General features: G+C 42.4%; 17 protein-coding genes. 8 read left to right on the top strand and 9 right to left on the bottom strand.

Annotation, left to right across the window (positions count from 1 at the left end):
- Nucleotide 1: 1 nt before the first annotated feature.
- From mfd to CQA49_RS04045, 9 genes are read right to left on the bottom strand one after another with little or no spacing between them, the layout of a single operon-like run.
- Nucleotides 2-3,295: a transcription-repair coupling factor gene (gene mfd, locus CQA49_RS04085; protein ID WP_258864181.1), complete on the bottom strand. Its 3,294-nt coding sequence runs from the start codon at nucleotides 3,293-3,295 to the stop codon at nucleotides 2-4.
- Between the two features lie 6 nt (nucleotides 3,296-3,301).
- Nucleotides 3,302-3,715 carry a polymer-forming cytoskeletal protein gene (locus tag CQA49_RS04080; RefSeq protein WP_115574699.1) on the bottom strand — a complete coding sequence of 138 codons (414 nt, stop codon included), beginning with the start codon at nucleotides 3,713-3,715 and terminating at the stop codon, nucleotides 3,302-3,304.
- Nucleotides 3,625-4,569, bottom strand: coding sequence for a M23 family metallopeptidase (locus tag CQA49_RS04075; protein WP_115574698.1), 945 nt, complete (start codon nucleotides 4,567-4,569; stop codon nucleotides 3,625-3,627). Before CQA49_RS04075 ends, CQA49_RS04080 begins: the two co-directional genes overlap by 91 nt.
- A 21-nt stretch (nucleotides 4,570-4,590) precedes the next feature.
- Nucleotides 4,591-5,511 carry a M23 family metallopeptidase gene (locus tag CQA49_RS04070; RefSeq protein ID WP_115574697.1) on the bottom strand — a complete coding sequence of 307 codons (921 nt, stop codon included), beginning with the start codon at nucleotides 5,509-5,511 and terminating at the stop codon, nucleotides 4,591-4,593.
- Between the two features lie 23 nt (nucleotides 5,512-5,534).
- Nucleotides 5,535-6,833 carry a bifunctional folylpolyglutamate synthase/dihydrofolate synthase gene (locus CQA49_RS04065; protein WP_115574696.1) on the bottom strand — a complete coding sequence of 433 codons (1,299 nt, stop codon included), beginning with the start codon at nucleotides 6,831-6,833 and terminating at the stop codon, nucleotides 5,535-5,537.
- Complete coding sequence (locus CQA49_RS04060; RefSeq protein ID WP_115574695.1) at nucleotides 6,830-8,128, bottom strand: hypothetical protein; 1,299 nt, start codon at nucleotides 8,126-8,128, stop codon at nucleotides 6,830-6,832. The genes CQA49_RS04065 and CQA49_RS04060 overlap by 4 nt, the downstream gene beginning before the upstream one ends.
- Entirely contained in the window at nucleotides 8,125-8,736 is a 612-nt protein-coding gene (gene lptE / locus CQA49_RS04055) for an LPS assembly lipoprotein LptE (RefSeq protein WP_115574694.1), read from the bottom strand. The genes CQA49_RS04060 and lptE overlap by 4 nt, the downstream gene beginning before the upstream one ends.
- A gap of 6 nt (nucleotides 8,737-8,742) precedes the next feature.
- Nucleotides 8,743-11,211: a leucine--tRNA ligase gene (leuS, locus tag CQA49_RS04050; protein WP_115574693.1), complete on the bottom strand. Its 2,469-nt coding sequence runs from the start codon at nucleotides 11,209-11,211 to the stop codon at nucleotides 8,743-8,745.
- A gap of 51 nt (nucleotides 11,212-11,262) precedes the next feature.
- Nucleotides 11,263-11,988, bottom strand: coding sequence for a cytochrome c biogenesis CcdA family protein (locus tag CQA49_RS04045; protein ID WP_115574692.1), 726 nt, complete (start codon nucleotides 11,986-11,988; stop codon nucleotides 11,263-11,265).
- 113 nt (nucleotides 11,989-12,101) lie between these two features.
- On the opposite strand from CQA49_RS04045, the gene CQA49_RS04040 reads away from it, so the two are divergent.
- The 8 genes from CQA49_RS04040 (at nucleotide 12,102) to CQA49_RS04005 (ending at nucleotide 20,020) form a co-directional block, all read left to right on the top strand.
- A complete protein-coding gene (locus CQA49_RS04040; protein ID WP_115574691.1) occupies nucleotides 12,102-13,721 on the top strand; it encodes a DEAD/DEAH box helicase in 1,620 nt (539 codons plus the stop codon).
- A gap of 124 nt (nucleotides 13,722-13,845) precedes the next feature.
- Nucleotides 13,846-14,799, top strand: coding sequence for a tRNA pseudouridine(55) synthase TruB (gene truB, locus CQA49_RS04035; protein WP_115574690.1), 954 nt, complete (start codon nucleotides 13,846-13,848; stop codon nucleotides 14,797-14,799).
- A complete protein-coding gene (locus tag CQA49_RS04030) occupies nucleotides 14,783-15,013 on the top strand; it encodes a carbon storage regulator (protein WP_115574689.1) in 231 nt (76 codons plus the stop codon). Before truB ends, CQA49_RS04030 begins: the two co-directional genes overlap by 17 nt.
- 9 nt (nucleotides 15,014-15,022) lie before the next feature.
- Entirely contained in the window at nucleotides 15,023-15,844 is an 822-nt protein-coding gene (locus CQA49_RS04025; protein ID WP_115574688.1) for a 4-(cytidine 5'-diphospho)-2-C-methyl-D-erythritol kinase, read from the top strand.
- Between the two features lie 13 nt (nucleotides 15,845-15,857).
- Nucleotides 15,858-16,439, top strand: a complete 582-nt coding sequence (locus CQA49_RS04020; protein ID WP_115574687.1) for a hypothetical protein — start codon at nucleotides 15,858-15,860, stop codon at nucleotides 16,437-16,439.
- A gap of 125 nt (nucleotides 16,440-16,564) precedes the next feature.
- Nucleotides 16,565-17,188, top strand: coding sequence for an NAD(P)H-dependent oxidoreductase (locus tag CQA49_RS04015; protein WP_115574686.1), 624 nt, complete (start codon nucleotides 16,565-16,567; stop codon nucleotides 17,186-17,188).
- Between the two features lie 14 nt (nucleotides 17,189-17,202).
- Nucleotides 17,203-19,581 (top strand): ribonucleoside-diphosphate reductase subunit alpha, encoded by a 2,379-nt coding sequence (locus CQA49_RS04010; protein ID WP_115574685.1) that lies wholly within the window; start codon nucleotides 17,203-17,205, stop codon nucleotides 19,579-19,581.
- Complete coding sequence (locus CQA49_RS04005; protein WP_115574684.1) at nucleotides 19,559-20,020, top strand: Sua5 YciO YrdC YwlC family protein; 462 nt, start codon at nucleotides 19,559-19,561, stop codon at nucleotides 20,018-20,020. Before CQA49_RS04010 ends, CQA49_RS04005 begins: the two co-directional genes overlap by 23 nt.
- Nucleotides 20,021-20,056: the final 36 nt, after the last annotated feature.

Here is a 20,056-nt window from a genome sequence, read left to right as displayed (position 1 = left end):
TCTACTCTTTTAATTTAAGCTCTTTGCGCAGTTCCTGCATAATGCAACCCAGCACATCGTCCCAATCTTTGCTCGCACTTTGGAAAGATTTTTTTTCACCATTTTCATAAGTGAAGCTAATATTTTGCCCAAAATGCGTGATTTGCTTGAGTTTGAGCTTGTTTGCCAGCACGCGGATTCTGATTTGCTCTAGGAAACTTAGACTTAGCTCATCGATTTTGCCGAAGCGATTTTCTATCTCGCCTTCTATCTCATACACTTCGCTAAGCTCCTCACACAGGCAAAGTCGCCTGTATAGCTCTAAGCGCAGTTTGTCGCTTGCGATAAGCTCGGGGTTGAGATACGCGCTTAGGTTGATTTTCAAATCCACTTGAGATTTTTTCTCTTCACCTTGCCCGCTAAGCTTATTTACGCATTCTTCAAGCATGCTAAGATACAGCCCATAGCCGATTTTTTTGATATGTCCGCTTTGGGCTTGTCCGAGCAGATTCCCACCACCGCGTATTTCTAAGTCGTGGTAAGCGAGATTTTCCCCACTTCCGAGGTAGGAATTTTTCTCTAACGCGCTTAGGCGCTTTTTTGCCTCATCACCTAGAGAATCTTCATCTCTCACAAGCAAATAGCAAAAGCCCTCTCTATCGCCCCTGCCTACTCTTCCGCGCAATTGGTGCAGATCCGCGATACCAAAGCGGTTTGCCTCTTCGATGATGATTGTGTTTGCATTTGGCAGGTGCAAGCCAGATTCCACAATGCTGGTGCAAAGAAGCACTTGACTTTTGCCCTGTAAAAATCCTTGCATAATATCTTCAGAATCCACGCTATCGATTTGAGAATGTAGCACCGCGATGTTAAGATTTGGCAAAAGTGCGAGCAACTCTTTTTTCTTAGATTCAATACTTGCGATATTGTTGTGGATATAAAACACCTGCCCGCCACGGCGTAGCTCGCGCATAATGACTTCGCGCACGAGGCTGTTATTATGCGGTTTAAGAAATGTCCGCACGCCCTTACGCATAAGTGGCGGTGTGCGAAGCGTGCTAAAGCCCTTAATCTTTGAAAGCGCCATATTTAGCGTGCGCGGGATTGGCGTGGCACTCATGGAAAGCAAATGCGTATCCGCGCAAAGTGATTTTATTTTTTCTTTTTGCTTCACGCCAAATTTGTGCTCTTCATCGATGATGACAAGCCCTAGATTGTGAAACTCCAATCCCAAAAGTGCGTGCGTGCCGATGACAATGTCGATTTTTCCATTTTTTAGCTCTTGTGCGATGCGTGTCTTTTCTTTCGCGCTTACAAATCTATCTACTTTTGCTATTCTCACGGGATTCCCATTGCTTTTTAGCATAGAATCAAAGCGAGTGCTAAGCGAGCTAAAATGTTGCGAGCTCAAAAGCGTGGTGGGCGCTAAAAATGCGCATTGATAGCCTTGCAAGACAAGCGCACACATTGCGCTCATCGCAACTTCCGTCTTGCCAAATCCCACATCACCGCTCAAAAGCCTATCCATCACGCGCCCGGATTCTAAATCCTTGAAAATCTCATCAATACTGCGCTCTTGATCCTCTGTGAGCTCAAAAGGTGCGCTTTGCAAGAATTTTTGCAAAAGCACATTTTGACAATCCACCTTAATGCCTCTTGTAAGCTCGCGCCTTGCGGCTAGCTCGATAATCCCGCTTGCGATTTCTAGCAGTTTTTTACGCACGCTCTCTTTGAGTTTAGCAAAACTGCCCTTGCCTAGCCTATCAATCACAGGCACACTGCCAGAATCCGCTACAAAGCGTTCAATCAGCTCGAGCCTATCCACAGGCAATAGCAGCTTATCCTCGCCTTGATAGGCAATCTCAATAAAATCGCGCACCACACCAAGCACACTCACGCTCTTAAGCCCCTTAAAAATCCCCACGCCATAATCGCTATGCACTATATACTCGCCGATATTAAGTTCATTTAGCAGAAGCTTAGAATGTCTTTTGCGCGCTTTTTTGGTGGATTCTAGCGTGTTAAAAGAAAGAAAAAGCTTTGTTGGCGTAAGGAGATTAAGCACATTGGGGCAAATGATGGCTTTGATATTTTTTATCCCTAATTTTTGGAATCTTGGCTCAAGCTTTGGCGGGATTTGCGAAAAATCTAGCCCATGGGATTTCAAAAGTGCCATATTTGGCGCGAGCAAAATAATATCTTTTTGGGAATGCAAGGACAGCAGGGATTCTAACATTTTGGGCGAAAAGGTGATTTCTGCGCTCTCACTATTTTTACTAGTATTTTGAGAATCTAAAAGTATAAAATCTGCAAGATAATCAAGCGCGCAAGGGGGTTTGGCGCTAGATTCTTGCGTGTTTTTGGAATCTAGCGCTTGTGTAAAATTCTCTTGTATCAAATCCTCTTGCTCTAAATTCTCTTGCGTGAAGTCCTCTTGTGCTTCATCAATGCTTTTTTGCAAACTTGCAATTTCCTTAGCCTCGCTAAGTGCGCTAGGCGTGATAAAGCTAGGGAAATTTGTGAGCAAAAGCGCGCCATTTTCGCCGAGATTCCACAAACTTTGTGCGCTATTTTGAAAGTCAGCAGAATCCATATCAGAAACCGCACCCAAAGGCGTGGTATTAAAAAAACTTGGCGGGATTTGCAAGTCGTCAAACTCATCTTTTTGGCTGATTTGCGTGCTTGGCTCAAACACGCGGATACTCTCAATATTATCACCAAAAAAGCAGATTCTATAAGGCAGCTCAAAGCTTGGCATAAAAATGTCTATAATCTCCCCGCGCACGCTTACTTCACCGCTTAGCTCCACGACTTCCACGCTTTCATAGCCAAACTCTAAGAGCTTCTCAAAAAGCGCTTGGGGCGAAAGTGTGCTTTGCTTTGAAATATGAAACGAGCTTAAGAGCGCGGGCTTTGGCAGTGGGTAGAGAATGCTAGAAATCGGCGCGCAGAGAATCTTTTTACCACCAAAATCATAAAACTCACGCAGGGTTTGAAAAAGTGAAAGCAAATCCTCTCTATAAGGGCTCAAATCCTCGCCAAAATGCGCGCGCACTTCCGGAAGCAAGAAAGGCTTTGGTGGCTTAAAATCCCTAGAAAAATCACTAGATTTTGGCGCAGATTCTGAAGTTTTGGGATTTTTTGACGCAAAATTTGGGGCAAGCTGTGGGTTATTGTAAAAAAAATCAAAAAAATTCCACGCGCTTAGCGCCTCTTTGTAATCTGCTAATGCTAGCACGCAAGCGGTGCTATTTGCGCCATTAGAGGCAAAATTGAAGGCAAATTTATCAAAAGAATTGTAAAGTAACTCTTGCAAATTTACTTATTCCTTGCCTTCCTTTGGCTTAGCTTGAGGTTGGGCGCTTGTTTTAGAATCTTTAATTTTGCTTTCCCCTACAAATACACCTTTGCGCTCAATCACAAGCTCACTTGCCGTGATAACGCCTTCAATACGCCCTTGCGCCTTAAGCTCCAAAAAGTTAGAGATAGAATTTCCGATAAATTTCCCCGCTACTACGAGCGCATTTGTGTGAATCTCGCCTCTCACAACGCCACTTTTACCCACCATAACGGTGTCTTTTGAGTTAATCACACCTTCAAAATCGCCATCGATATGCAAGCGACAATCGATGTTTATTTCGCCCTTTATTCTTGTTCCCTGTGCGATGATTGTTGCTCCTCCAGAAGAGGTGCTTCCTCCATCAAATTGTTTATTGTCGTTAGTAAAGATTGCCATGATACATTCCTTTCGTTTTCAAAGATTGAGGAAAAGTCGCTCATTTTCCATTCGATAAAATTCTTAGGATCAAGCACGCTTCCTAAGAATCTTATCTCATAATGCAAATGAGGTCCTGTGCTAACGCCACTATTCCCAGAATAGGCTATCACCTGCCCTTTTTTGACAAAACTGCCACGCGTGACGACAATTTTATTCAAATGGGCGTAATAGGTCCTAAATCCATAAGAGTGGTCGAGTTTGACTAGATTCCCATAACCGCCATCATGTCCCATCTGGGCAAACTCCACCACTCCATCGGCTGTGGCATAAATTGGTGTGCCGATATCTGTGGCAAAATCTATGCCTGTATGCAAATGCTTCGTAAAAAACAGAGGATGGATGCGATAGCCAAAGTCCGCTGAAATGCGCTTATAATAATCAAGCGGATAGCCATTTGGGATAAACTTCATCACAAAGGCTTTTTGCGAACCTGTAAGAGAGGCTATATCGATGCGCTCGCGCAAATCCTCCTTTGTATTATTAAGCGCCTCTTCATCCACGCCTATCACACTTTCTAAATCCTCTACTCTATCTCCCACAAGCATAATTTCTTCCGAGCGTTGCTGGATTTGCGAGTTTAGGTAGGTGTTTTTTTCTTGCATTTTTTCATACTGCTGAGCGATGATTTCATTAAGCGAAGAGATGCTAACGATTTCCTCTTTAAATGCTCTAATTGAAACTATACCATAAATGATAAGCACGAGGATTAAAATCAGCGCATAAAGCCCGATTTGGCGGAAAATTGAGTGGATATTAATAGAGCGCGTCCCATCTTGGTCGGTTATCATCAAAATAAGGCGCTTACTACTCATGAGGCTGGATTCTATAAATTTTTATTGGTGGATTTCGTTTTGATTAGTATCAGCTTTTGCGGTGCGGTAGCTTTGCAATTGCGCTAAGTCATCAAGCGCCCACACAAGGCTTTTCCAGTCGATTTGATCTTTATTTTGCGTTACTGCGTTGAAGTTGCTAAGATCCCAGCGCGCATATTCGCTTGTGGAAAGTGGCGATCCCAAAAAGCGCAATTCATAGAGCAAGTCCTCTTTTTTGCTTGCCCCACTCTGCCCGCTGTAGCCTATGAGCTGTCCTTTGATTACAAATTCTCCCTTTTGCACGAGCGGTTTTTGCAAATGCGCATACACCGAAGTAAATCCAAAAGAATGCGCGAGTTTTACATAAGTGCCATAAGTCCCGCCTTTTGCGTTGCTTATGCTATCCACAATGCCATTTGCAGTGGCATAAATCGGCGTGCCTTGTGGAATCTCATAAAAAAACGCCTCGGCTTTTTTAGACTGCAAATTTGCGTGCTTGTCCCAATCATAGCCCCTTATCGGATCGCCATTTGGGATAATTTTTAGCACGATTTGCTTTTGTATATCGCTTAGATCCTCTAAATCAATCTCATAATTTTGCTCATCGATAAGAGAATCTGAATTTTTATAAATATTAACAATTTTTTCCAGCTCGTTAATCCTGCTACTTGCTTTAAAAAGCTCGTTTGTTTTGTATTCTACATTGCGCGCGAGTTCGTTATTTTTTTCATAAATTTCTTGGAATTTATTGCGCACCTCATTTTTTTCTGCGATAAGAGAATCAAGCTCGCTAATAAGGAGTTTCACCATTAGCAAATACGACACAAGCAACACCACAATGCCAACGCCTAAATAAAAAAGCACCTTTTTAATCACGCGATGAATGCTAAACTGCTTTGAACCCTCATCATCAACGATAGAAATCATAAGTTTATTTTGCACCAGCCACTCCTTAAAGAAAAGTCTCAAAAACGCTTAGATTCTAAAGTTTGCCTAGAATCTCTTTGCTTTAAAAATCCTTCCGCCACGCTAAAAGAGCCAAATACCACATAGCACCGCTCCCCGCACAAATCTGCAGAATCTAAATCCGCAAAATCAAAATACCTAAAGCTGACTTCCAGCTCATCTAAAATTTTTTCCAAATCCCCCAAAGGCATTATGCGCGGATTTCCTTCAATCCTAAAAATCGCAACCTCGCTAATACAGGGCTTTAGCAGTTTGATGATGGTGGAAGCGTCTTTGTCAAAGTAGGTATTATACACTAATATTGGCTTTTTTCCCTTAAAAAATTTCTCTATCGCCACTTTTAGCGCCTTTGCACATTCCACATTATGCCCGACATCAAGCAAAATATTTGGCTCGATTTTCTCACACCTTGCGCGCAAATCAAGCTTTTTGAGCGTGCTAAAATCAAAATCTAACCCAAAAAATTTTAAAGCAAAAAGCGCACCAAAAAGATTCTGCTCTAAAAATGGCGCATATTCATTGCGCGCGCAATAAGCTTTAAGGCTTTCAAAAACTTGCTCAGGCGTAGGCGTGCAAATAGAGTTAGCACAAAAAGAATCTTGCTTTTTAAAAAGCTCATCAAAAGCGCGCAGATTCTCTATAAATTCTTTTTCATCACGCATTGTGCTAAGGCAAAAAAGTTTCGCACCAGATTCTATAGCGATTGTTTTTGCGATTTCCACACTTTGGGGGAATTCTTGCTTTGCTAAAATGACATTTTTCCCCATAGCGCGCAGTTTGCTTCCAGCTACAGATTCTATATTATCACCCAAAAACTCCTTATGATCTAGCCCGATAGGCGTAAAAAAGCTTAAATCAGAATCTAGCGCGCTTGTGGAGTCAAACTCCCCGCCAAGCCCAGCTTCTAATACCAAAAATTCGTAATCTTGCGCCAAAGTGAGTGCCAAAAAAGTAGCGTATTCAAAATAGCTTGATTCACTCACAAAATCAAACTTCTGTAAAAACTCATGCGCGCGCTCTAGCGTGGGAAAATCCACATTCGCACCATTGCGATAAAAGCGCTCATTAAAGCTAAATAAATGTGGCGAGGTGAAATGCAAAACGCTTTTTTGATTTTGCAATAAGCCAAGTGCAAGAAAGCGCCCCGTGCTGCCTTTGCCATTTGTGCCTAAAATGTGGATTATATGCGCAGGCAGGCGCAAATGTGGCTTAAGCTTTGCGTAGATTCTCTTCGCGCGCAAGGGATCAAAAGGTGCGACTTCCGCGCCTTTGCTTTGCAAATAATTTTCTAGATTCACTGCTCGTTTGCCTTTGCTGTGTCATTTTGCGTGTTTGCGCCACCTCTGATAAAATCCTGCAATTCCTGCAAGCCCTCTAAGTCATTTTTTTCAAAAATGCGCCCTTCAAACTCAAGCACCTCCTTTTGCTCTCTAAAGCTAAAAACCTGCGCGCTAAGGGAATGCAAAAACGCATTAAATGTCTTTGTAACCTCTTTCATATCACCATTTGCAAGGAGGTAAAACACACCTTCGCATGGCTCAAAAACATCTTTTTGCGTGATAAAAGCTTGCATTTTTTCCACAAACATAAGGCGCAACATATTTTTCACGCGCACATAGCCACTTTGCCCAAAAGAGTGGAAAATATTTTGATGATTTTTTAGCCGTATCACGCATAGCGGGCTTACTTCAAGCGCATTGAGCGCCTCAAGCATAGGAATTGTGAGCGGGAGTAAATCTTTTTCCTCTTCTTGCGCTGGCTCGAAATGTTCTTTTTCCTGCGTTTCATTTGCGTTGGTTGGGGCTTGATTGAGGCTAAAGGTTTTTGTTTTTTTGAGTGTTTTTGTGGAAGTTGTCGCAGGAGAAAGTGCGGTTGGCTTTAGCTGGGGATATTTGGCTAGATATTTGTCTAAATTTAAGCTTTGGCATTCCTTGCGCCACAGCTCACAAAGCTCATACAGCCCTGCCCTATTTTTTTGCTCGCTAAAGGGATTCTTAGGCACACTCATATTTTCTTCATTAATCTTTGCATTTAAAAGCTGCATAAAAAAGCCATGGCTAAGCTCAACGACACTCTCTAGCTCCTTAGATTCTAGCTCTTTTTTGCTTTGCAGCGCTTCATTAATGCGCTCTAAAAAATCCAAATCGCCGAGATTTTCAGGGTGCGCAGTAATGGCAGCGATGAGCTCTTGTAATTTGGCAGGGTTTTGTGAAATGCCTAAATTAAAGGCTTTTAACAAAGAGTTTGTAAGCATTTGCTGGATTTTTACATAATCTTTATTTTTGTAAAATTCATTCCAATGCTCTTGCAGTTCCTTTAGTCCTTGTGTGGAGTTCAGCGCGCCAATGCGGAAAAGCTGCTCGTATTTACCTTTATTGCGCAAGGAAAAGATATCGCGGATAATTTTTATTAAAACGACATTAAGGTTATTTGAAAGGTTTTTAAGATTTTTTGCCTGCTCTAAATCGCTACTTTCTTGCTTGCGCTGTTGGTAGAGGTGCTGGGTGATAAGCAAGGCGGTATCTTTGGAATCTAGATTGCGCGTTTTAGCGACTTTGAGCGCTTCAAACACAAGAGAATAAGTATCTTTCAATTAGAATCCTTTTTCTCTTGCGCTGTTTTAGATTTTGCCTTTTTTGGGGGTTGATTAGCTTGTGTCTTGCCTTCCATTTTGCTTTCCATTTGACTTCCATAGAAAGCTACTTGCGAGATAAACTTATCAAGCGCTTGAGTTGTGGCATTTGTGACAGCATTAAGCTTAGCATCTTCAATCACAACGGCTGAAGTCGAGTTCGCCGCATAGTCATAATAGCCTGTGTTATTAACTTTCAAGCCACTTTTCCCGTCATTTTTCACTTCAAAACTAAGGCTCACAGTGACACGATAAAAGCTCACAAAGCCATTTTCATCATACGCAATAGGGGAATTACTCACGGAATTCACACGCATATCGATAATTGTATGCGCGCGCTGTTTTGGCACAAGCGTATTTTTAAAGCGCGTCAAAACTGCAAGATTGATTGCATCTTTGGCACCCACAGAGGCTTCAGGCATAAGTGGATTCATCGTTAGCTCCACATACACGCCCTGCGCAAACACAGAATCCGCATATTTACTCACAGGCACATATCCGCACGCCAGCAAAAGCGCGCTTAAGCATAGCGTGCAAAGGTGGATTCTAAATTTTTTATTTATTTTCATTTTTTACTAAGGCTTTATGACAAAATTTACTAATTTATTTGGCACGACAATTTCTTTGAGAATCTCGCCTTCTAGCCATTTCCCAGCACTTTCCTTAGCAAGACGCAAAACCTCTTTATTTTCCAAATTATTTGGCACTTCAATTTGCGCGCGCTTTTTGCCATTTATCGTAATGGCGATTGTCACATCATCGCTTTTGAGCGCATTTGTATCAATATCTAACTTTGTGAAATTTGCTCGCCCAAAATACTGCTCGCTTAGCTCCCAGCAAATATGTGGCACGATAGGCTCTAAAATATGCAAAATAATAAAATAACCCTCACTTAGCACCTCTTTTGCTAGCTTTTGAGAATCTCCATCATTTAGTTGCTCACTTAGCGCATTAAACGCCTCCATACACGCCGCAATCAGCGTATTAAACGCATAGCCTGCTTGCTTTTTGCTAAAAATATCATAGGATTTCTGCAAGGCTTCATACACCTTTTTGCGCGCGAGCTTTTGAGACTTATTAAGCGCGCTAGATTCTATTTTTGGCAGAGTTTTGCTTGGGATAATATCCTTGCTTCTATCCCACAAGCGCTTTAAGAATCTAAAAGCGCCCTCCACCGCAGAATCATTCCATTCCAAATCTTTCGTCGGAGGTGCTGCAAAAAGCACAAAAAGTCGCGCCGTATCCGCACCAAAACGCGCAATTAAATCATTTGGCTCGACGACATTGCCTTTTGACTTGCTCATTTTCGCGCCATTTTTTAGCACCATACCTTGTGTGATGAGATTTGCAAAAGGCTCATCTAAGCGCATATAGCCTAAATCCCTCAAAACTTTTGTAAAAAATCTCGCATATAACAAGTGTAAAATCGCATGCTCAATCCCGCCAATATATTCATCTACAGCCAGCCATTGCGCGATGTCCTCTTGCCTAAAAGCGCATTCTTCCCAAAACTTACTCGGCGTGGCATAGCGCAGAAAATACCAGCTAGATTCCATAAAAGTATCCATCGTGTCACTCTCGCGCAGTGCTTGACTTCCGCATTTAGGACAAGTGCAGTGTTTCCAAGTTGGGTGCTTATCAAGCGGATTTCCCTCGCCATCGATTTTGACATCTTCAGGAAGTGTGATGGGGAGATTCTCAATTTTTTCAGGCAAGATTCCGCATTTTTGACAATGCACCATCGGAATGGGCGCGCCCCAATAGCGCTGCCTACTCACGCCCCAATCGCGCAAGCGGTAGTTTATAATGCCTTTTCCTAAATTATTTTTTTCAAAATAGCTAATGATAGAATCTCGCGCTTGTGCGCCTTGCAAACCGCTAAACTTTTCAGAATCCACCAACTCGCCATCATCGCAAAATGGCAGATTCTCAAGCGCTGGCTTTAGCACGATTTTTATAGGTAAATTAAATTTTTTAGCAAACTCATAATCCCTCTCATCATGCGCTGGCACGCTCATCACCGCGCCATTAGCATATTCTACCAACACAAAATTTGCCACCCAAATGGGAATCTCCTCTTTTGTCAATGGGTGGATTGCCCTAATGCCCAAATCAAAGCCATCTTTTTCCTGCATAGCGCGCTCTTTTGAAGCGACTTTGCGCATAGATTCAATATGCGCCTTTTGCGTGGGCGTGAGCAAATTTTTTGCAAGTAAAGAATCTATAATAGCGTGCTCTGGGGCAATCGCGCAGTAAGTAACGCCAAAAATCGTATCCGGACGCGTTGTAAAAACGCTAAAGCCCTCACTTCCGCATTTTGCTTGAGAATCTGCAGTAAGCTTAAAGCTAAAATCAAGCCCGCGCGACTTCCCAATCCAATTTCTTTGCATTGTGAGCACTTGAGAGGGCCAATGATTTTCTAGCTTTTCCAAATCCGCCAAAAGCTCTTCTGCGTAGTTTGTGATTTTTATGTAATACTGAAACATACGCTTTTGCACGACTTGCGTATCGCACCGCCAGCATTTCCCCTCAATCACCTGCTCATTTGCAAGCACGGTTTTATCATTAGGACACCAATTTAAAAACGCCTCTTTGCGGTAAATTAGCCCCTTTTCCCACATTTTAATAAAAAATTCCTGCTCAAAACGCGTATAAATTGTATCGCTCGTGGCAAACTCGCGCTCTTTTGAAAAGCTAAGCCCAAGGCTTGCGAGCTCTTTTCGCATTGTGTCAATATTTGCGTAAGTCCAAGTTTTTGGGTGGATTCCGCGTTTTATTGCAGCATTTTCAGCCGGCATTCCAAAAGAATCCCAACCTATCGGATGCAAAACATTAAAACCAATCTGGCGATAATGCCTTGCTAGCGCATCTCCAATACAGTAGTTTCGCACATGCCCCATGTGGATTGCCCCGCTAGGATAAGGGAACATTGAGAGAATGTATTTTTTTGCCTTGCTTTGGGAATCTTCAGGCTCAAAGCTCTTGTGCTCTTGCCAAAAGTCCTGCCATTTTTGCTCGATTGATTTTGGGTTATATTCTTGCATAATTTACTATCCTTAAGAAATAAAAAATTGCGCAATTATAGCAAAATCCGCTTAGATTCCCACAAGGGCATTGAGTTTGTCGCCTAAAATTAAAAGCCCAATGAGGATTAATAGCACGCCACACAGAATTTCAATCACGCGCATAAAGCTTTTAATCTTGCCCAAAAACTCTAGCGCGCGCTCGACTAAAAGCGCGGTGAGTAAAAATGACATTCCAAGTCCTGCTGAAAAACTAAGCGCAAGAGAAAGCGCAGAATCTGCCCTGCTCGCTCCAAGTGCCAGCACAGAGCCTAAAATCGGACCAGCGCATGGACTCCAGCACGCCCCAAAACTGATACCTAAGAAAAACGGCGCAAACACCGCGACAAATTTATTTTGCTCAATTTTTGAGAGGTTTAATCGGACATTGAAGCGATTTAAGAATCCAATCCTAAAAATCCCCACAAAATGCACGCCAAAAATAATCACCACAAATCCCGCTATATAGCGAAATGCGTCACTTTTAAGCCATTGCCCTAAAAAGCTACCAAAAAAAAGCGCAAAAAGCACAAACACCCCGCAAAATCCCGCTACAAAAAGAAGTGATTTTAAAAACACACGGATTCTGTGGCGCGCGGGATTTTCTTTAATATCTTGCAAGGAAACCCCGCTAATGTAGGAAATATACGCCGGAATAAGCGGGAGAATACAAGGGCTTAGAAAAGTCAAGATTCCAGCTAAAAAGCACGCCACCAAAGGGGCATTTTGAAAAAGCGTATCATAAAGCAATTCTTCCATAATCAACTGCGCCTTGAAATATAAGATTTTGCGCATTATACAACTAAATTTTTGTTTTCTATTTTATTTTGCTACAATGCTGGCTCTATATCAAATTTTAAGGTTACCTAACGATGAACACAAACACACAAGAGGCATCTTCAGAACAAAATGCAAACTCTCACACACAGGAGAATCAAGAAAATCAGAAAAAAGAAAGTCAAACTACAGATTCTCAAACACAAAAGAAATCACAAACAACCTTTGCTTCCTTTGGTTTGCGCGAATATTTACTTAAAGGCATCAATGAGCTAGGCTTTAGCACACCTTCACCGATACAAGAGCAAAGCATTCCTATCGTGCTTGCAGGCGATGATTTGATAGCACAGGCACAAACTGGCACAGGCAAAACTGCCGCTTTTGCGATTCCTATCCTTAATAAAATCACGCGTAGTAGCGACATTGAAGCACTCATCATCACGCCTACAAGAGAACTTGCAATGCAGATAAGCGATGAGTTTTTGAAGCTCGGGCGCTTTGCGCGCATTAAAACCATTTGTATGTATGGCGGGCAAAGCATTAAACGACAATGCGATTTATTAAAAAATAAGCCAAAAGTTATGATTGCTACACCGGGTAGATTGCTAGATCACCTTATGAATGGGCGCTTGAGCGACTTTGCCCCGCGTGTGGTGGTGCTTGATGAATCTGATGAAATGCTTGACATGGGCTTTTTGGACGATATCGAGCAGATTTTTACTTATTTGCCAAGTAACAAACAAACGCTCCTTTTTTCCGCCACAATGCCAGAAGCGATTAAAAAACTCGCACTAAAGATTCTCAATAATCCAAAATTTGTCAAAATCTCGCCTGTAGATATCACAAATAAAGACATCGAGCAAAAATACTACATCATCAATGAAAATGAGCGCAATGAAGCGATTGTAAGGCTACTAGAGATTTATAATCCAAGCAAAAGTATAATATTCACCCGCACCAAAAAAGAGGCTGATTTGCTCGCTCAAAAGCTTCAAAGCGCGAACTTCAACGCTGCGGCATTGCATGGAGATATGGAGCAATGGGACAGAAAAACCGTCATTACAAATTTTCGCCAAAATAAGATTGAGATTCTCGTCGCCACTGATGTAGCTTCGCGCGGGCTTGATATTAGCGAAGTGAGCCATGTTTTTAACTATCACATTCCGCTAAATCCTGAAAGCTATGTGCATAGAATCGGGCGCACCGGGCGCGCAGGCAAAAAGGGCATTGCCATCACACTTGCCACACCGCTAGAGTTTAAAGAGATTAACAAAATCAAGCAAAGCACAAAAGCGCAAATCGAGCTTTGCGAGATCGGCGGTGGGGAGATTTTAGATTCTGATGAATTGCTAGCAAAAATCGCTTCGCTTGAAATCACCCAAAAGGCGCTAGAAACACTTGAAAAGCCCAAAACCGAAATCGATCCAACACAGCTTTGTCTCAAACTTCTAAGCTACTATATTAACGCACAATGCACCAAAACTATCGGGCTTAACAAAGAAGAAATCGCGCGCTTGGAGCGTATGGATAATGTCGCAGAATCTAAATCGCGCAATGGCAACAATGGGCGCAGAGGACGAGATTCTAACTCTAAAGGACGCGATTTTAAAGGTGGCAGAGGTGTAAAGGATTCAAAATTTGGTAAAAAACCACAAAGCAGAGACAAGGGTAAATGGCATGGTAGCGGAAATATGGGCGAAAATATTTGGGGATAAAATCTAATTTTTTGCAATATATAATCTAAAAGAGATTTTAGTTTTTTTGGAAATTTTGGCAAGCTTTTTGCTTTAAAGATTCTAAAAAGCGCATGAGGCGCAATAGAATCTAGCAAGGACGCGAATGAAAAATCTCTTGATAGCTGCTTACAAACAACCATTTATCAGCTCAAACGCCTTTTTAAGTATTCTCAAAAAGCGCATAGGCGAGCAAAAAGCCGGCTTTAGTGGCATACTTGATCCCTTTGCAAGCGGTTTATTAATCGTGGCATTTGGCGCTTACACGAAGCTTTTGTCGTTTTTACCCAAATCCCCAAAAACCTACCGCGCGACACTTTGGCTGGGTGCGGATTCCCAAACGCTTGATATTGAGGGTGTGAAAAGCGTGGAAAATATCGCGCCTTTTGAAAAAGCCCAAATTGCGCGCGTGCTGGATTCCCTCAAAGGTGAAATCACCTACACGCCACCGAGCTTTAGCGCAAAGCACATCAATGGCGTGCGCGCCTATAAGCTCGCGCGGGAGGGCAAGGAAGTGGCGCTAAGAGAGCAAAAAATGCAAGTGTATGCGCTCAAACTTTTGCATTACAATCATCCATTTGTGAATTTTGAAGTCTCACTAAGCGAGGGCGGCTATGTGCGCTCGCTTGGCGCGCTAGTGTGTGAAAGTTTGGGCGTGAAAGGTGCGTTAAGTGCCTTGCAACGCGTGGGCGAAGGAAGGCTAAGGCTGGAACAAAATGAGCGCGGGGAATTCCTTTCATTATGCGCTGATGGCGTGGATTCTCATAAAAAATCAGATTTGCGAGATTCTTTTGTGGAATCTAAAAGTTATACGCAATACAACAAAATCTCTTTCTACCCGCTTTTTAACCTAAATCCACTCTCCCTCCTCCCCTACCCCAGAGTGATCGCACCTTGCGCGCAGGAGGACGCCTACAATGGCAAAAAAATGCTAATGACAAATACAGAATCTGGCATTTACAAATGGCTTTTTAAGGATTTTTTCTCGCTGGTGCAAGTGCGTGAGGGCGGGGAAATCTCATATCTCTACAATAGGATTCCATATGCTGATACTTTCTAGGAAACAAGACGAGGGCGTGATGATAGGCGATGAGATTGAAATAAAAATCATCTCAATTGACAAAGGTAGCGTGCGGCTGGGGTTTAAAGCGCCAAATAATATGTTAATTTTGCGCTCCGAACTTAAAAGTGCAATTGCGTTGCAAAATAAGCAGGCTTCAGCGCCACAAGAGGATTTCCAAATGCCTGAAGTGCGAAAAATACTCAAAAAATAGCGAGAAAAAATGCAATATATCGAGCTTCTTTGCTACCCAAAGCTAAATATTTTTTTAAAAATCACTCAAAGGCGGTTTGATGGCTTTCATCTCTTAAGCTCGCGCTTTGTATTGGCGCAAGGCGCGCTTTTTGATACTTTAAGCATAGAATCAAGCGAGCGTTTTCAAATCGAAGGTGCATTTTCCTGTGCTATGGAGGAAAACACGATTTTCAAGGCAAAGTGCGCGTTGCAAGAGATTTTAAGCGCACGCGGGGAATCTAGCCCTTTAGATTCTCTTAAGGTTTGCGTGCAAAAAGCCATCCCAACGGGTGCTGGGCTTGGTGGTGGAAGTGCGAATGCAGCGGGCTTTGTGCTTGGTGTCAATAAGGCTTTTGCGCTCAATCTCACAAAGGCGGACTTTGCCTATATCGCGCAAAAAAGCGGGGCAGATGTGGCGTTTTTCCTAAGTAATTTCACAAGTGCAAATATTAGCGGGATTGGCGAGGTTGTTAAGGAATTTAAAGAGCCACAAAATGCGTTTGAGATTTTCACGCCAAAGGTGTTTTGCGCCACGCCAAAGGTGTATAAAAACTTTGCTCTGCGTATTGAAAAAGGCGCGCAATATGCAGAAAATAGCGAGGTTACAAGGCTAGAATCCATGCAAAGCGCGGAAATTCTAAAGGAACAAAAAGAGGGTGAGAGCAAAAACGCCAAACGCGCACGCTTAAATGATCTTTTTTTAAGCGCGCTTGCGATTGCCCCAGAGCTTGAAAATATCGCAAATGAGCTTGGGGAGGAATGGGTATTTAGCGGGAGCGGGAGTAGTTTTTTTCGCCTTAAGGATTCTTAAAAAAGGTGCAAAAATGCTAAAAAATTTAACATTTAGAATCTTGCTTTTGCTAAGCGTGCTTTTTTCAAATTCCCTAGCCTATCCAAACGAGGACAGCACACTTTCACTCTATCCGCCAAAGATTCACAAAGACTATGATTTTGGCGCGGGCGATGAGCGAGGGCGCAATTTCAAAGCGCCTTTCAAACAGGAAAAAGACGCGCTTTACTTTCTCTCATTTCATAAAGAAAAACTCGCGCTTTTTTACAATGCGCTTGAAAAAAACTCTGCAAACAAGCAATATGCACGCTTTCGAGGCAGAATCTTAATAACACATAGCGCCTACAATATCCTAGATTCACAAGAGAAAAAAGCCCTGCAAGGCGCGCTTGTGATGAGCAGATTCACCCTTGCAAGTTTTATGAAATATAGCGAGTTGGGCGGTGTTGGCGTTGGTGGGAAAATTGGCGCGGAAAGTGAGAGGTTTTTTAGCTTTGATTCACGCTATTTGAGCGATTTACAAACCTTAGGCATAGAATCTGAAATCTATGCGCTATGCGTTTTGCCACGCTTTGATAAGTGCATTTTGCTAGGAATCGGTGAGTTTGGGATTTGAAAACTTCACAAATACGCACACAAGGGCATTGTAAGATTTTACTCACTTTAGGCGTGAAAATTATAAGTTAGTAAGGTTAAAATCTGTAAAATTGCGCTTTCATTTTCAAAAAGGAGACAATAAAAATGGATAAATTTTTAGAAGGTGCGCTAATGCGCCATGCGTGCAAGGTGTTTGATGCAAAGAAGCAGATTCCAGATGATGTGTTTGAAAATATTTTAAAGGTTGGTTATGTCGCGCCAAGCTCGTTTGGGCTAGAGCCTACGCGTGTGATGGTTGTGAAAAATAAAAAGGTGCGCGAGGAGATAAAGCCACTTTGTTGGAATCAAGAGCAAATCACCACTGCATCGGAATTGCTAATTTTTAAAACGCTCAAAAGTGACTTGCTAGCACATACAAATTATGTCAAAGATGTTTTCAAGCGTAAAGAAAAAAGTGGCGAGGAGCTAAAGGCGTATATTGAGCGTTTTGGCGCGTTTTTAAATATGCGTGGGCTTGATGATTATACAATTGGCTACTGGAGCGCGTTACAGAGCTATATTATCGCTACTTCGATGATGGATTATGCTTCATATCGCGGGATTGATTCGTGCATGCTAGAAGGGTTTGAGAAAAATGCGTTGGAAAAATACTTTGGCATTGATTCTCAAAAAGAGCAAATCACACTTCTTCTAGCGCTTGGCTATCGCGTGAAACCACAAAGCAAACGCTATAGAATCGATTTCCATGAATTTGTAAAATTTATTTGAGAGGACTAAGGATTATGCTAGATACAATCACCGTTATAAAGCGCAGTGGGCGCACAGAGCCGCTAGATATTTCTAAGATTCAAAAATATACTTCAAGCGCGGTAGCAGGATTAGAAGGCGTGAGTCAAAGCGAGCTAGAAGTCGATGCGAAAATCCACTTCAAAAATGGAATCTCCACTGAAAAAATCCAAGAAACCCTCATCAAAACCGCTGTGGATAAAATCGATGTCGATACGCCAAACTGGACTTTTGTGGCTGCGAGGCTGTTTTTGTATGATTTATATCACAAAGTTTCTGGCTACACGGGCTATAAAAAGCTTGCGGATTATTTTGAGCGCGGGGAAAATGAGGGCAAGCTCATTAAGGGCTTGAAGCAAAAGTTTGACTTAGAATTGCTAGATTCTAAAATCGATCCAACGCGTGATTTGCAGTTTAATTATTTGGGCGTGAAAACGCTGTATGATCGATATTTACTTAAAGATAAGGATAATAAACCTATTGAATTGCCCCAGCATATGTTTATGGCGATTGCTATGTTTTTGGCGCAAAATGAGAAAGATCCCAACGCGTGGGCGATTAAGTTCTATGATATGATTTCAAAATTTGAAGTGATTTGCGCCACGCCGACACTTGCAAATGCACGCACTACACGCCATCAGCTAAGCTCATGCTATGTAGGAAGCACGCCGGATAATATCGAGGGTATTTTTGATGCGTATAAAGAAATGGCGCTTTTGAGCAAATATGGCGGTGGTATCGGCTGGGATTTTAGCCGTGTGCGCGGGCTTGGGAGCTTTATTGATGGACATAAAAACGCTGCGGGTGGCGTTGTGCCATTTTTGAAAATCGCAAATGATGTCGCAATCGCTGTAGATCAGCTAGGCACGCGAAAAGGCGCTATTGCTACTTATTTGGAAGTGTGGCATAGCGATGTGAATGACTTTGTGGATTTGCGTAAAAATAGCGGTGAGGAGCGCAGGCGCGCGCATGATCTTTTCCCTGCGCTTTGGATTTGTGATCTCTTTATGAAGCGCGTTGAGGCGAATGAATACTGGACGCTGCTTGATCCTTATCAATGTAGTGACTTAACAGAGCTTTATGGTGAAGCGTTTGAAAAGCGCTATGAGGAATATGAGAAAGATCCAAATGTCATCAAAGAGCAAATTAATGCAAAAGAGCTTTGGAAAAAAATTCTTACCAACTACTTTGAGGCGGGCTTGCCGTTTTTATGCTTTAAAGATTCTGCAAATAGGACAAATCCAAACGCGCATGCTGGGATTATCAGAAGCTCAAACCTTTGTACAGAAATTTTTCAAAATACAAGCCCAAATCACTATAAAGTGCAAGTTGAGTTTGAAGATGGGAGCTTTAGCGAGTTTGGCGAGCATGAGGAAGTGTGCACAGACTGTGGCGTTACAAAAAAGGCAAACAAGCTCACAAGCATAGATTCTCTTAATGGCAAAAAAATCTTTATCACAAGCAGAATCTCACAAGATGGGCAAACTGCAGTCTGCAACCTCGCAAGTGTGAATCTAAGCAAAATCAACACGAAAGAGGATATCGAGCGTGTGCTGCCTATCGCTATAAGAATGCTTGATAATGTGATTGATCTTAACTTCTACCCAAATAGAAAAGTCAAAGTCACAAATACCCTTAATCGCGCCATTGGGCTTGGTGTGATGGGTGAGGCAGAAATGCTAGCAAGCAAGCAAATTGAATGGGGTAGCGAAGCGCATTTGATGAAAATTGATGAGATTATGGAGATAATTAGCTTTAATGCCATTAGCGCAAGTAGTGATTTAGCGGTGGAAAAGGGCAAATATCCGCAGTTTGAAGGCTCAAATTGGAGTAAGGGCATTTTCCCTATTGATTTGGCAAATAAAGAAGCGTTAAAGCTTGTCAATAGGGATTTGTTTAATGCGCCTTGTGATTGGAACACTTTGCGCGAAAAAGTTAAGACTCAAGGCTTAAGAAATGGCTACCTTATGGCGATTGCGCCTACAAGCTCAATTAGCATTCTTGTAGGCACCACGCAGACAATCGAGCCGGTGTATAAACGCAAATGGTTTGAAGAGAATCTAAGTGGTTTAATCCCTGTGGTTGTGCCAAATCTCAACCTTGATACATGGAATTACTATGTTTCAGCTTATGAGCTTGATCAAACAAAAATTATCCGCGCGGCAGCGGTGCGCCAAAAATGGGTGGATCAAGGACAAAGCACAAATATTTTCATGCGCCTTGATAAGGTAAGCGGGAAGGTGCTAAATGACATCTACATGCTCGCGTGGAAGCTCGGGCTAAAATCCACCTATTACCTACGCTCGCAAAGCCCAGAGCTTGCAAGCGAAAGTGATACGATGGATAGAAGCGTTGAATGCTACAACTGCCAATAACGCGCTTTTAATCCTCGCGCAGAGCGACACGACAGCGGGATTTTTATGCGAAAATCCTGCGATTCTCAATGCCACAAAAAAGCGTGATGAAAACAAGCCCTCTTTGCGTGAAGCGGGAAGTTTTCAAACGCTTAAAAGTTTTGTAAGGATTCCCAAAAGTCATAGAATCTTCGTGCGACGTGCAAAAAAGACAACCTTTATCTATCCAAATAATTGCGCCTTTCGTGTGATTAGCCACACACACTCACACCACGAACTTTTAGAGCTTTTCCCTACTCCGCTTTATTCCTCCTCGGCAAATTTGCATAAACAAAATTTTGATAAATCAAAAGCCCTGCAGTGCGCGGATTTACTTATGCTAGATTCTAGAGATTTGAGCGAGAGGGAATCTTCGCGCATTTTCAAACTTAGCAAAATCAAAAAATACAAAATCCGCTAAAAAGTACCCAAACGCTTCCAAAGCACCACAAAAACG

Source organism: Helicobacter sp. MIT 00-7814 (genome assembly GCF_003364115.1).
GTDB lineage: Bacteria > Campylobacterota > Campylobacteria > Campylobacterales > Helicobacteraceae > Helicobacter_F.
Note: the sequence above shows the minus strand (reverse complement) of the source record. Positions and strands in the feature narration are given on the sequence as shown.

What these genes read in the sequence shown, in the direction of transcription:
- CQA49_RS04030 (WP_115574689.1), top strand. Translation starts at nt 14,783, where the DNA reads ATGCTGATACTTTCTAGGAAACAAGACGAGGGCGTGATGATAGGCGAT.
- CQA49_RS04015 (WP_115574686.1), top strand. Translation starts at nt 16,565, where the DNA reads ATGGATAAATTTTTAGAAGGTGCGCTAATGCGCCATGCGTGCAAGGTG.
- CQA49_RS04045 (WP_115574692.1), bottom strand. Translation starts at nt 11,988, where the DNA reads ATGGAAGAATTGCTTTATGATACGCTTTTTCAAAATGCCCCTTTGGTG.
- CQA49_RS04080 (WP_115574699.1), bottom strand. Translation starts at nt 3,715, where the DNA reads ATGGCAATCTTTACTAACGACAATAAACAATTTGATGGAGGAAGCACC.
- CQA49_RS04025 (WP_115574688.1), top strand. Translation starts at nt 15,023, where the DNA reads ATGCAATATATCGAGCTTCTTTGCTACCCAAAGCTAAATATTTTTTTA.
- lptE (WP_115574694.1), bottom strand. Translation starts at nt 8,736, where the DNA reads ATGAAAATAAATAAAAAATTTAGAATCCACCTTTGCACGCTATGCTTA.
- CQA49_RS04020 (WP_115574687.1), top strand. Translation starts at nt 15,858, where the DNA reads ATGCTAAAAAATTTAACATTTAGAATCTTGCTTTTGCTAAGCGTGCTT.
- CQA49_RS04010 (WP_115574685.1), top strand. Translation starts at nt 17,203, where the DNA reads ATGCTAGATACAATCACCGTTATAAAGCGCAGTGGGCGCACAGAGCCG.
- truB (WP_115574690.1), top strand. Translation starts at nt 13,846, where the DNA reads ATGAAAAATCTCTTGATAGCTGCTTACAAACAACCATTTATCAGCTCA.
- leuS (WP_115574693.1), bottom strand. Translation starts at nt 11,211, where the DNA reads ATGCAAGAATATAACCCAAAATCAATCGAGCAAAAATGGCAGGACTTT.
- CQA49_RS04040 (WP_115574691.1), top strand. Translation starts at nt 12,102, where the DNA reads ATGAACACAAACACACAAGAGGCATCTTCAGAACAAAATGCAAACTCT.
- CQA49_RS04075 (WP_115574698.1), bottom strand. Translation starts at nt 4,569, where the DNA reads ATGAGTAGTAAGCGCCTTATTTTGATGATAACCGACCAAGATGGGACG.